This is a genomic window from Actinacidiphila yeochonensis CN732, assembly GCF_000745345.1.
Classification (GTDB): Bacteria; Actinomycetota; Actinomycetes; order Streptomycetales; family Streptomycetaceae; genus Actinacidiphila; species Actinacidiphila yeochonensis.
In genome coordinates this window covers 3,282,776-3,295,060 of record NZ_JQNR01000005.1, presented here as the reverse complement: position 1 = coordinate 3,295,060, position 12,285 = coordinate 3,282,776, and the positions used below count along the sequence as shown (strand labels likewise).

The window sequence follows — 12,285 nt, the reverse complement described above, 5'->3', positions numbered from 1 at the left end:
CACCCCTCGGCCCGCGCGGCCCCGCTCCCGGTCAGGACGGTGGCCACTCGTTGGCCAGCGCGGTGGACTCGTCCTCCGCCTGGTTGAAGAGCGCGTTCGCGGTCTCACCGTTGTCCCCGGTCTGGAGGGAGAGCGTCTTCAGCAGCGTCACCAGGTCGGTCAGTGCCTGGCCGCCGGGTTTCGCCTTTTCGAGGTACTGCTGGGCGACCTCGTCGTCGGTGCCGCCGGCCTTCTCGTTGAGGGTGTTGATGTCGTCGATCTGCTTGCCCGCGTCGGCCACGAGGTCGGCGAGCGTCGTGTAGTCGGCGAACAGCCTGCCCAGCTGCGAGGTGGTCTTGAGCTCCTCAGCCACCGTTCTCCCCGTCCTCGTCGTAGTCCCCGTGCCGCGGCGTCGCGGGCCCGCCCGCCGTGCCGGCCGGGCCCGTCAGCCCCGGAATACCCGGGAAGCCGCCCTGCGGCACCAGCTTGCGCAGTTCGCCGAAGAGGCTGCCGACGTCGGAGCCGCCCATCATCGACTCGCGGATCTCGTCGCCGGCGCCCATCAGCGGTCCGAAGCCCTCCCGGACCTGGTCCTGCATCTGGGTGCGGGCCCGCGCGATGAGTTCGACCAGCGACGTGCCCAGCTCCGCCGGGGCCATGGCGCGGTAGTCGTCGGTGTGGAAGGTGATCTCCCGGACCTCCGCCTGGGCTCCCACCACGACGGAGACCGACCGGTCCTTGGACCTGACCGTGACCGTCCGCCTGGCGAGCGACTGCTGGAGCTCGGTCAGCCGTTCGGCCTGCTCCCGCACCCGGGCCATCATCTGGTCCACCTGCTCCTGGTATCCCGAGGTCATCGGGCTCCCCTTTCCTGTGTGCCGGGCCGGACGGTCCACGACGGCCGTCCGGGACACCGGCGGACGGTGGTGCTCATCCCCCGATCACGCCGGGGACGGCCTCCTCGCCCGTGCCCCAGACCTCTTCCTCCTCGTCCAGCCACGTCTTGCGGCCGCGGCTCTGGTCCCCGCCGGCACCGCCCGCGCCGCCGCCGCCCATCGGCGGCATCATCGGCGTGCTTCCGCTGGTGGTGGCGGTGCGGCTCATCGCGGCGGCCTCCTCCGCGGCGGTCTCCGCGGCCAGGCCGCTGCTCGGGGAGGTCTCCTCGCCGAGCGCCCCCTCCTCCTGGACGTTCTTGCCCATGCCGCTGGTCAGCTTGCCGGTGCTGCCGATGTTCTCGGAGACGACGCCGCCCTCCTCGGGCGCGAGGTACTCGTCGTCGGCGGCGCTGGTGGTGGCCGTCCGGCGGATCGAGGAGGGAATGTAGTCGCCCGCCGACGAGGTGTACGTGCTGCCGGTCGTGCCGGTCGTGCCCGTCAGACCGCTGTAGTCGCTCTCCGCGAGGGGGTCCAGAGCGGTGAGCTTGGAGCCCTTGGGCACCGTGAGCGCCTGCCCGTCGCTGCCGGTGAGGAGTTGGCCGTCCGGGCCGGTGATGGTGCCGTCGGCGTTGATCGTCGAGCCCTCGGGCACGGTGAGTTCCTGCCCGTCCACGGTGACGGGGTTGCCGTCGGCGTCGGTGACGGTCTGGGCCGGGGTGAGCCTGGAGCCCTTGGGAACGGTCAGGTTCTTGCCGTCGCTGCCGGTCAGGAGCTTCCCGTCAGGGCCGGTGACGGTGCCGTCGGCGTTGATCGTCGAGCCCGTCGGGACGACGACCGGGTTGCCGGCCGCGTCGAGGACGACGTTCCCGTCCTTGTCGAGCACCTCGTCCGAGCCGGTGCCGGTGGTGTCGGTACCGCCGTAGAGGCCGCCGGCGGTGCCCGTGGTGGTACTGGTGGTCGGCGGGAGGGAGAAGTCGTCGCCGGTCGTCCCTGTGGGGTCGCCCGTCGTGTCACCGGTGGGTTCGCCGTCGGTGAGTTCCCCGCTCTGGCTGCCCGTGGTCGTCGTGCTCAACGTGTCCGCCGCGGGCATGTCGTCGGAGCCGAGGGGGGTGTCCGTGGTACTTCCGGGGGTGGTGTCGGTGGTGCCGGCGGGGAGGGTGTCCTCGGTCCCGGCGGGAGGGGTGTCCGTGATGGCGGGGGTCGGCGTGGCGAGTGCCTGGAGGGCAGCCGCGTACGGGTTGACGCCGCCGTCGCCCGGCTGCGGGGTGTTCGTGGTGAACGTCTCCACCGCGCTGCCGTACTGCCCGCCCAGGAGGTTGGCCTCGTTGGCGGCCGGCTGGTCCAGGAAGACGTAGACGTTGTTCATCCACATGGCCTTGGCCCGCGCCTCGACCCGCATCCAGAAGTCCTCCGTGGTCGGGTCGCCCCAGCCGGGGACGTTCACCGTGGGCGGGACGTTCTGGGTGCCGGGAAAGCTGATCGACCCGCTCTGCAGTGCCCACTGGAGTGCGTCGTGCGTGGCGTTGGCCGGCCAGGCCCAGCGGGCGCCGCGCCAGGTCTGCGAGGCCGACTCCAGGTTCCGCAGGGTGGCCTGGAGGTCGTCGTGGGACTGGTTGAGGCTCTGCACGACCGCGTCTGCGTTCATGGCCGCCTGGAGGGTGGTGACGTCGAGCTTCATGCCCAGCAGCGCGTCCTTGAACGCCTTGGCCGAGTCGCCCTGGAGGGCGGAGTCGTCGAAGTCGATGTTGTCGGTCCAGCCGTCCAGGGTGTCCGCGATGCTGGTGAGGAGCGCCTTGAAGTCGCCGACCATCGCGGCCGCGTCCTGGAAGCTCAGCAGGCTGGTGACGTTCTCCCCCGCCACCTGGGCCTGGTTGGCGAGCGGGACGAGGATGTCGTCCGGCTGGTGGACGAACTTGTAGAGCGGCGTGCCCGCGTCGTTCGTGTCCACGTCGTGTGTGAGGTTGCAGCCGACGACGTACTGGTAGTCGCCGCTGATCTGCATGACCGTCTCGTAGCCGGTCACCACCGTCGTGAGCGTGTACGGGTAGGAGAACCAGATGTCGAAGACGTCGAAGCCCTCGTAGTCCGCCGGCGCCTGCGGGATCACCGTGTGCGAGGCGATCCAGCTCGGGCTGCTGTCGGACCCGATGCCCTCCGCGGTCTGGATCTCGGACGGGTTGCTGTGGAAGGACGCCAGCATCCTGCTCCACGTCCCGTCCGAGGCCGTGCCCTCACCCCAGTTGTTCGCGGTGATGTCAGGGGTGTCAGCCATCGGGTCGGCCTTTCTCCGCTCGGCGGACGTCAGGAACACGGATCGGACGGGGGCCGGGGTCCGCCGCGGTGGTTCGGTGCGGCGCCTCCCCCGGGGCGGCGGACGTACCGGACCGCCCCGGGGATCGGCCCCGTGGGCCCTCAGCTCGTGGTGGTGGGAGTCGTCGAGGTCGGGGTCGTGGTGGTCGGGGTTGTGGAGGTCGGGGTTGTGGAGGTCGGGGTCGGGGTCGTGGTGGTCGGGGTCCCGCCGTTGAACCCGCTGAGGATCGACTCCAGGTCCGACATCAGCGTGGAGGCGAGGTAGCTGGACATGTCCTCGCCGTCGTCGAGCACGGTCTTGACCGTGAGCAGGTCCTTCTTCAGGCTCGCGAGCGACGTCTGGTAGCCCCCGACGGCGCTCAGCAGCCCGGTGCAGTAGGCCGTGAACGCCTTCTGGAGCTCCGGGGCCTTGTACTCCGACGCCGACCCCGGCAGCAACTCCCCGTATCCGCTGACACCGTTGTTCCCCAGAACGAACGGCACCCCCTCCGTGAAGCCCTGGAGCGCGATGTAGCCGGGGTCGTTGGAGATCTTGTCGGTGAGGCCGGGAATCAGCGTGTTGATGAAGTTGTCGAGCGTCTCGTCCGAAGTGGCGTAGGTGTCGCTGCCGCCGCTCTTGGCCATCGGGCCCCTCCTGCCGGGTGCTGTCTGAACACAGGTCGTCCTCCGCCCGCGGGCGGGGGTGGCGCCGTCCGGTACTCCCCCGGCGCTCGCGCCGGAGGCGCCCCCGGACCGCGAGGCGGCGGGAGGGGTGCCTCCCGGGCCGCCGGCCCCGGGGTGCGCCGACGACCGGCGACGCGGCCGGGGCGCCTCCCGGGCAATGCCCGGGGGGCGGGCGTGCCGGGCACCGCCGGCCAGGCGCGATCCGCCGGACAGGGCCTACTGGAAGAGGCTGCTGCCCTGCCTGTCGTGGTCCGCCTGCGTCTGGATCATCTCCTGCAGCCGCTGCACGCCCTGGATGAAGTCGCTGTTCATGTTGTCCGAGGCGGTGTTGATCGCGGTCTGCGCGGCCGCGAACGCGGTCGCGGTGTCACCGGAGAGGTTCGCCAGCGCCTGCTGGATGGTGCTCTTCATGATGTCGAGCGCGTTGTTCATCGATGTGTGGACCCTGCTGAGGTCCTCGACGTCGTTCTGACCGCCGTTCAGGTCCAGGTAGACGTCTGCCATGTCCGCCGCCTCCGCTCTCAGCTGTTGTTGGGGCTGAGGGCGGTGTAGAACTCGCCCCCGCCGAAGGACCCGCCGGCTCCGGAGAGAGCCAGGTCCTCGCCCTTGTTCTGGATGTTCTTGGCGGCACCGAGGGTGTCCGCGAGGTTGTCGACGGCCTTCTTGACCGCGTTGTACTGCGCCACCCAGTCGTCCATCTTGCTCACGAAGAGGGTGCACGACCCGGCCTTGTAGTGGCTGAGCACGTCCGTCTTGATGGCTTCGATCTCGGCGACCGCGGAGCTCATGTTGGTCACCTGTTCGTCCAGGCCGTTGAGGGCGGTCTGAACGGAGGCGTCTGACGTCTGGTACGTCACTCCGATGTCCTTTCACCGTTGAGGGGATGGGCGGTTCGGCACACCTGGCCGGATCGGGCCTCTCCCGCCGGGGCGGGCGCCCGCTCCGTGGCGCCCCTTCGCGCCGCGTCCCGGGCGTGCCCCGCGGGCGGACCCGGCCACGGTCCGGGGGGCGTCCTGGCCTGCCGGAACTCCGGCGAGGAGATCGTCACCCCGGACGCGGGATTTATCCAGTCCCGCAGATGCCGCCAGCAGGCAAGATCCGTTCCTTATCGGACACTGGTCGTGCATCGATTCCGTCATACGGAGGACGAGTTCATCCGGCGTTGTCCTTTCTGTCACCGCTCGGGCCGCCGCCTCCGGGGCCGTTCCCGGGCGGGTGGCCCGCGCCGGGGCTCGCGGACGGGCCCGGCGTGGCGGCCCGCCCGGGGTGCCCCGCAGGCCGGGGCGCCGGCCTGCTCCCGCACCACGCCGCCGTCGGCCAGCACCGACGGGTCCAGCCGCGGCCCGGAGGGGAGCAGTTGGAGCCAGGCGGTGGGCAGCGCCACCGCGGCGGCGTCCGAGTAGCCGAGCTGCTTCGCCCCGTCCGCGGTGAGTGGGTAGGCGACCCCGGCGTCGGTCACCAGGTACTCGTAGGCGCCCCATCCGGCCGAGGAGAGTCCGCGGACGAGGGCGCCCTCGCCGGCCGGCACGGTGACGCCGTCGGCGGCCAGGCAGCCGGGCTGGACGCCGGGCTCGGTGTCCGCGACGGCGGAGGGCACCGCCGCCCGGTCGACGATGGAGACGGTGGTGGTCGGCGCCGAGCCGCCCGGGCTGACGGCCGAGCAGACGTCCTGGCCGGTGCCCGCCGTGACCAGCCGCGGCGCGGACTCCGGCAGCCCCTGGGCGAGCGCGGTGCCCGCCGACGCCGGGGCCTGGTGGGCGGCCAGGTCGGCCGCGCCGATGGTGCGGGCGGTCACCGCGCCGCCCTGGTAGGCCTGCGCCTGGGTGCGCGGATCGCCGATGACCACGTCGTACAGCAGCGGGGTGAGCGGCACCAGGCCCGCCTTGGTGAGCAGCAGGTGCTGGCCGCCGGTGGCGGTGAACACCTGGCCGTAGCGGGTCGGCGCGCCGCTGAGGGCCGGCCCGGCCGAGCCGCGTCCGGCCACCTCGGGCGGCGCGACGGACGGCCCGGCGGGCAGGGTGTCCAGGAAGGCGTCGCCGACGCGGTACGGGGCCTCGCCGGACCAGCCGAGGGCCGCCGGCACGCCGTGCGCGGTGTCCAGCGGGTAGCGCCGGCCCTGCCAGAGCATCTGCGTCCGGCCGTCGGGCGAGGAGACGAGGGCGGCCTGGCCGGCGGTGAGCCCCCGGCCGCCGGAGACCTGGCCGGCCGAGACCTGGAGGGTGCTGCGGGCGGCGCCGCCGGAGGTGTCGGCGGTGCTTCCCGCGCAGGCCCACCAGGTGCCGTCGTACAGGCCGTCGCCGCTGCCGGGCAGCATGTCCGGCGCGCCCTGGATGCCGACCGGCGCGCCGTGCGGGGTGCCGGCCAGCGAGCGGGCGCTGACGGTGTGCACCGACATCTGAGTGCCCGCGAGGAGCTTCGCCGACGCCTCGTTGAGCACCGGGTGCAGGGCGTCCCCCACGTACAGGTACCGGGAGCTGGTCCCGCTGACCAGTACCAGCGCGCCGGGGGTTCGCCACGACGAGGTGGTGCCGGGGACGATCAGCCCGTAGAGGGCCACCCCGACCGCGGCCAGCGCGGCCAGGACGACGCCGCCCATGACGCCGCGCCAGTTGCGGGACTCCGGGGCGTCGGGGGTGTCCGGGTCGCCGCGCAGCATGCTCGACGAGAGCCTGCCCATGACGAACAGGTGCGCCTGGACCTGGTCCCTTCTGGACTGCATCGGTGCCCTCTTCTCCTTCCCCGCCGGTCCGGTCCGTCAGCCCTTGAGCCCGCGAAGGTGGTGGTAGGCGCCGGCGATCAGCACCACGAGCGGCACCAGCATCACCGCGCACGTGGTCTGGAGCAGGTCGCCGATCCGCCCCCAGTACGGCACCAGCCGGCGGCCGGGCACCGTCCACGCGGCGATCGCGGCCGCGGCGGCGGCCACCGCCAGCACCGCGACCAGCAGCAGCCGTTCGGGCATGCCGCCGTGGACGGCGGCCAGCACGGCCGCCAGCAGCGGGCCGTAGCCGCCGGGCACCACCAGCGACAGGCGCTGCCACAGGCTGCCGACGTTGCGGGCGTGGAGCAGCAGCAGGGCGCTGAGCACCAGGACGAGGACCGGCACCGGCCAGCCGGCCGCCGACCCGGTGCGGTCGACCGAGAGCAGCACGGTGGCGCAGGCGGCGGTGACCAGGCCGAGCGCCGCGTACAGGGCGGTGAGGTAGCCGTCGGCGAGGGCCGCCCGGGAGGCGACGAACTGCGGGGCGTGCGGCTCGATGCCCTCCTGCAGCTGCTCCGCGTTGGACGGCAGCAGCGGCAGCCGCAGCCCGGACATCCGGAAGGCGAGGCCGGGGACGAGGCCGCCGACGACCACGGCGAGCACCGCGACCACCGCCGCGGCCTGCGGCAGCGACAGCCCGCAGGCGACCGCGACGCCGCCGGCCGCGGCCAGCAGCGCCGCGGTGAACGCGCCCAGGAACAGCGGCGCGCAGGCGGCCACCGCGGCCAGCGCCAGGACGGAGGCGCCGGCCCCGGCCGCGCCGGCGGCCAGCAGCCGGGCGCCGGTCATCGTCTCGTGGCCGGCCCCGGTGGGCGCCAGTGCCCCGGCCAGGGCCAGGTACGGCACCGCCATGACGCCGAGGGCGCCGCCGCCGCCGGCGTCGCCGACCGCACGGGAGGCCGCGGCGGCGCACAGCACGAGCAGCACCGCCATCCCCGCCGCCACCCCCGCGCGCACGGCCTCGGTGCCCGGCAGCGCCAGCGTCGCGAGCCCGCCGGCCAGGGCCGCGACGGCCAGCCCGAGCAGCACCCGGCGGGCCAGTCCGGCGTTCCAGGTGTCCCCGCGGCCGCGCAGCACCTCGGCGACGCCGGCCACGATGTCGTCGACGGCCACCTCGGGCAGCGTCTCGTTGCGGGCCCGCAGGTACAGCGTCTCGCCGTCGCGCAGGTCCAGGGAGCGCGGCGTGCCCTCCTCGTCCAGCGGGGCCTGGCCGAGCCGCTGCACGGTCCAACCGCCGTGTTCCAGGCCCTGGTCGTGCAGGTCGCCGCCGCCGTGGTCGACGAGGACGGGCAGCAGGTCGGCCAGGGTGACGTCGACGGGGACACCGAGTTCGAAGCTGGCGTCCGGGGCCTTGACGGTCAGACGGCACAGTCCGGCAACGCTGTCGCTCACTCGGGCTCACTCTCTGGCACCCGGATCAGGCCCGGGTCGACGTCGGAACGCGGCAAACACTATCGTGCAGGTGTTGTCAATTCGGCTATGGGTATTGCCTTTTCCGGACGAGAAGTCCCAGGCAGGACCGCTTGCAACGCCGTTCACCACCTGTTCACCGCGCGGTCTCACGGGAGCCGGGCGCGCTGCCGCGCGTGCCCGTTTCCGCCTGGGAAGGTCCTTCTTGAGCATCGTCACGTTCCGCCGCCCGCCCCGCCGTCCCGGCCCGCAGATGCCGCAGGGCGAACTCGCCCTCCAGGAGCCGCCGTCGCTGCCGGAGCCGCAGGGGGCGATGTCCGGGGTGATCACGTACCTTCCGATGGCGCTGAGCTCCATGGGCATGGTGCTGATCTTCCTCAAGCCCGAGTCGGGCGGCGGCGTCCTCACCTATGCGGCGATCGGGCTCATGGCCGTGTCCGCGGTGGGCATGCTGGTGAGCCAGTTCATGCGCGGCGCGCAGGACCGCAAGCGCAAACTGCGCGGGGAGCGCCGCGACTACCTGCGCTACCTCACCACCAGCCGGCGCCGGGTGCGCAAGGTCATCGCCGAGCAGCGGCAGGCGCAGGAGTGGCGCCACCCCGACCCCGGCGCGCTGTGGTCGCTGGCCCGCACCGCCCGGCTGTGGGAACGGCGGCTCACCCACGAGGACTTCGCCGAGATCCGGTTCGCCACCGGCACCCAGCAGCTGGCCACCCGCCTCGCCCCGCTGTCGACCAAGCCGGTGGAGGACCTGGAGCCGCTGTGCGCCCACGCCCTGCGCCGCTTCATCCGCGCCTACGGCACGGTGCCCGGCCTGCCGGTCGCGGTGCGGCTGCGCACGTACTCGCGGGTGCTGCTGCGCGGCGACGCCGCGACGGCCCGGGCGATGGTGCGGGCGGTGCTGGCGCAGCTCGCCACGCTGCACGCGCCCGGCGAGGTGGACATCGTCGTGGTGGCGGACGGCGAGGCGCGCGCCGGGTGGGAGTGGGCCAAGTGGCTGCCGCACGCCCAGCACCCGGTGGACACCGACGGGGCGGGCGCGGTGCGGCTGGTCGCCGAGGCCGTCTCCGAGCTGGAGCAGCTGCTCGGCGAGGAGTTCGCGGCGCGGCCGCGGTTCGAGAAGGACGCCGCGCCCAGCCGCCAGGAGCCGTACACCGTCATCGTGCTGGACACCTCGCTGGTGCCGGCCGGCTCGCGGATCGCCGAGACCGGCTACCGCAACGCCGTCGTACTGGACGTGCGCGGCCAGTTGGAGTGGAAGCACGCCAGGGACGTGCTGCGGCTGCGGGTGGAGCCGGACGGCCTGTGGATGACCTCCGCCGACCGCAGCGGCCGCGACGCCGAGACCTCCGTCGGCCGACCGGACACCCTCGGCCCGTCGGTGGCGCGGCAGTTGGCCACGACGCTGGCGCCCTACCGGCCGGAGACGGGCGCGCAGAGCGGCCAGCCGCTCCAGGAGAACATGGAGTTGACAGGGCTGCTGGGCGTGCACGACCTGCGCGGCGCCGACCTCGGGCGGTTGCAGACCCGGCCGCGCGGTGAGCACCTGCGGGTGCCGTTCGGCCTCCAGGCGGACGGCTCGCCGGTGGTGCTGGACATCAAGGAGTCGGCGCAGGGCGGCATGGGCCCGCACGGCATGCTGATCGGCGCCACCGGCTCCGGCAAGTCCGAGCTGCTGCGCACCCTGGTGCTGGCGCTGGCGCTGACCCACTCCTCGGAGGTGCTGAACTTCGTCCTGGTCGACTTCAAGGGCGGCGCGACCTTCCTGGGCCTGGACGAGCTCCCGCACACCTCCGCGGTGATCACCAACCTCGCCGACGAGAGCGCCCTGGTCGACCGCATGAAGGACGCCCTGCACGGCGAACTCGTCCGCCGCCAGGAGCTGCTGCGCCGGGCCGGCAACTACGCCTCCGCCCTGGAGTACGAGCGGGCCCGCGAGGCCGGGGCCGAACTGGCACCGCTGCCGCACCTGTTCGTGGTGGTCGACGAGTTCAGCGAACTACTGGGCGCGCACCGTGACTTCATGGAGCTGTTCGTGATGATCGGCCGGCTGGGCCGGTCGCTGGGCGTGCACCTGCTGCTGGCCTCGCAGCGCCTGGACGAGGGCCGCATGCACCAGTTGGAGTCCCACCTGTCGTACCGGATCGGTCTGCGCACGTTCTCCGCGATGGAGTCCCGCGGCGTGCTGGGGGTGCCCGACGCCTACACCCTGCCGTCGGTACCCGGCAGCGGCCTGCTGAAGAACGACGTGGGCGCGCTGACCCGCTTCAAGTCGGCCTACGTCTCCGGTGCCTACCGGCACGAGCCGGCCGCGGCCCGGCACGCCGCGGTGGCCGCGCAGGTGGTGCCGTTCAGCGCCGCGTGGGTACCGGCGCGGCACGTTCCGCAGCCCGCGCCGGAGGTGGTGACCGCGGCGGAGCCGGACCAGGACGCGCCGAGCCTGCTGACGGTCGCGGTGGACCGGCTCAAGGAGTTCGGACCGCCCGCCTACCAGGTGTGGCTGCCGCCGCTGGCCGACGCGCCGACCCTGGACGCGCTGCTGCCGCCGCTGCGGGCCACCGCCCAGCGCGGCCTGAACCCGGCCGACCCCGCCCGGGCGGCCACGCTGACGGTGCCCGTCGGCGTCGTGGACCGGCCGTTCGACCAGCGCCGCGAACCCCTGTGGGCGGACCTGTCCGGCGCCGGCGGCCATGTCGGCCTGGCGGGCGGCCCGCAGAGCGGCAAGAGCACCCTGGTGCGCACCCTGGTCACCGCGCTCGCGCTCACCCACACCCCGCGCGAGGTCCAGTTCTACTGCCTGGACTTCGGCGGCGGCTCGCTGGCCGGCCTGGCCGCGCTGCCGCACGTCGGCTCGGTCACCGGGCGGCTCGACACCGAGCGGGTGGCGCGCACGCTGGCCGAGGTCACCGGACTGATCGCCCGGCGCGAGCGGCTCTTCGCGGAGCTGGGCATCGACTCGATGGCCGAGTTCCGGCGCCGCCGGGCCGCGGGCGGCCTGGCCGAGGAGCCGCACGGCGACGTCTTCCTCGTCGTCGACGGCTGGAGCACCGTCCGGCAGGACTTCATGGACCTGGTGCCCACCTTCAACCTGATCTCCGCGCGCGGCCTCAGCTTCGGCGTGCACCTGGTGGTGGCCTCCTCCCGCTGGGGCGAGATCGGCAGCGCCCTGCGCGACCAGCTCGGCACCCGCTTCGAGCTGCGCATGGGCGACCCGATCGACTCGGTGATCAACATGCGGGCGGCGGCCGGCGTGCCGAAGGTCCCGGGGCGCGGCCTCACCGACGAGCACCTGCACTTCCTCACCGCCCTCCCCCGGCTCGACGGCGACCCGCGCGCCGAGACCCTCACCGACGGTGCCACCGCCCTGGTCGACGCGGTCCGCGAGGCGTGGGACGGGCCGTCCGCGCCGAAGGTGCGGATGCTGCCGCTGCGGCTCCCCGCCGGCACGCTCCCGGACCCCGACGGGGACCTGCGGGTGCCGCTCGGCCTGGAGGACCAGCGGCTGGAGCCCCTGGTGCACGACTTCGAACGCACCCCGCACCTGCTGGTCGTCGGCGACTCCGAGACCGGCAAGACCAACCTGCTGTCCGTGGTGTGCGCGGCTGTCGCGGCCCGCTACACCCCGGACCAGGCCCGGGTGATGCTGGTGGACTACCGGCGCGGACTGGCCAAGGCGGTGCCGGAGTCGCACCGTCTCGGCTACGCGGTGGCCCGGGACGTCCTGGACCAGATGGTGCAGGGCATCGCCCAGGCGATGAAGGACCGGCTGCCCGGCCCGGAGATCGACCCGGACCGGCTGCCGCTGCGCGACTGGTGGCAGGGACCCCAGGTGTTCCTGGTGGTGGACGACTTCGAGATGGTCGCGGGCGGCCAGTTGGGCGGGTCCAGCCCCTTCGAGCCGCTCTTCGACCACCTCGCCCAGGGCAACGAGCTGGGCCTGCACCTGATCGTCGCGCGCAGCGCGAACGGGGCCGGGCGCGCCATCGGCGACCCGCTGCTGCGCAGGCTGCTGGAGGTCAACACACCCGCGCTGATGCTGTCGTGCCCTCCGACGGAGGGCGCGTTCCTCGGCAACGTCAAGCCGCGGGCGCTGCCGCCGGGCCGCGGCCTGTACATCACCCGGCGCGGCCAGACCCAGGTGCAGACGGTGCTCGCGGGCTGAACCGTCCGCCGCGGGCGGGGCGGGAGCGGTCCGGGGCGGGCGGGGCGGTCCCGGGCCCGGGCTGGCGGCGGGCGGGCTCCGCCGTACGACGAGGCGAGGGGCGCGAACGGCCCGAAACAGCACGG

At 73.6% G+C, this 12,285-nt stretch carries 9 protein-coding genes; 1 reads left to right on the top strand and 8 read right to left on the bottom strand.

Features of this window, described 5'->3' with window-relative positions:
* Positions 1 to 31: 31 nt before the first annotated feature.
* The 8 genes from BS72_RS25610 to eccD form a co-directional block, all read right to left on the bottom strand.
* A complete protein-coding gene (locus tag BS72_RS25610; protein ID WP_037913944.1) occupies positions 32 to 352 on the bottom strand; it encodes a hypothetical protein in 321 nt (106 codons plus the stop codon).
* Positions 345 to 836 (bottom strand): YbaB/EbfC family nucleoid-associated protein, encoded by a 492-nt coding sequence (locus BS72_RS25605; RefSeq protein WP_037913942.1) that lies wholly within the window; start codon positions 834 to 836, stop codon positions 345 to 347. The genes BS72_RS25610 and BS72_RS25605 overlap by 8 nt, the downstream gene beginning before the upstream one ends.
* A 73-nt stretch (positions 837 to 909) precedes the next feature.
* Positions 910 to 3,126, bottom strand: coding sequence for a hypothetical protein (locus BS72_RS25600; RefSeq protein WP_157856325.1), 2,217 nt, complete (start codon positions 3,124 to 3,126; stop codon positions 910 to 912).
* 140 nt (positions 3,127 to 3,266) lie between these two features.
* The gene (locus BS72_RS37500; RefSeq protein WP_037913939.1) at positions 3,267 to 3,788 is read right to left on the bottom strand and encodes a hypothetical protein; all 522 of its coding nucleotides are present in this window, start codon (positions 3,786 to 3,788) and stop codon (positions 3,267 to 3,269) included.
* Between the two features lie 255 nt (positions 3,789 to 4,043).
* Positions 4,044 to 4,331: a hypothetical protein gene (locus BS72_RS25590; RefSeq protein WP_037913938.1), complete on the bottom strand. Its 288-nt coding sequence runs from the start codon at positions 4,329 to 4,331 to the stop codon at positions 4,044 to 4,046.
* Between the two features lie 17 nt (positions 4,332 to 4,348).
* Positions 4,349 to 4,684 (bottom strand): hypothetical protein, encoded by a 336-nt coding sequence (locus tag BS72_RS25585; protein WP_037913937.1) that lies wholly within the window; start codon positions 4,682 to 4,684, stop codon positions 4,349 to 4,351.
* Positions 4,685 to 5,001: 317 nt separating this feature from the next.
* Positions 5,002 to 6,546 carry a type VII secretion protein EccB gene (gene eccB, locus BS72_RS25580; protein WP_051951686.1) on the bottom strand — a complete coding sequence of 515 codons (1,545 nt, stop codon included), beginning with the start codon at positions 6,544 to 6,546 and terminating at the stop codon, positions 5,002 to 5,004.
* Between the two features lie 36 nt (positions 6,547 to 6,582).
* Entirely contained in the window at positions 6,583 to 7,980 is a 1,398-nt protein-coding gene (eccD, locus tag BS72_RS25575; protein WP_037913936.1) for a type VII secretion integral membrane protein EccD, read from the bottom strand.
* A gap of 271 nt (positions 7,981 to 8,251) precedes the next feature.
* Between eccD and BS72_RS25570 the strand changes: the two genes are divergently transcribed.
* Entirely contained in the window at positions 8,252 to 12,160 is a 3,909-nt protein-coding gene (locus tag BS72_RS25570) for a type VII secretion protein EccC (RefSeq protein WP_037917619.1), read from the top strand.
* The last annotated feature ends 125 nt before the right edge of the window (positions 12,161 to 12,285 follow it).

Coding starts and splice junctions, on each gene's coding strand:
- BS72_RS25605 (WP_037913942.1), bottom strand. CDS start 836: ATGACCTCGGGATACCAGGAGCAGGTGGACCAGATGATGGCCCGGGTG.
- BS72_RS25600 (WP_157856325.1), bottom strand. CDS start 3,126: ATGGCTGACACCCCTGACATCACCGCGAACAACTGGGGTGAGGGCACG.
- eccB (WP_051951686.1), bottom strand. CDS start 6,546: ATGCAGTCCAGAAGGGACCAGGTCCAGGCGCACCTGTTCGTCATGGGC.
- BS72_RS37500 (WP_037913939.1), bottom strand. CDS start 3,788: ATGGCCAAGAGCGGCGGCAGCGACACCTACGCCACTTCGGACGAGACG.
- BS72_RS25570 (WP_037917619.1), top strand. CDS start 8,252: ATGCCGCAGGGCGAACTCGCCCTCCAGGAGCCGCCGTCGCTGCCGGAG.
- BS72_RS25590 (WP_037913938.1), bottom strand. CDS start 4,331: ATGGCAGACGTCTACCTGGACCTGAACGGCGGTCAGAACGACGTCGAG.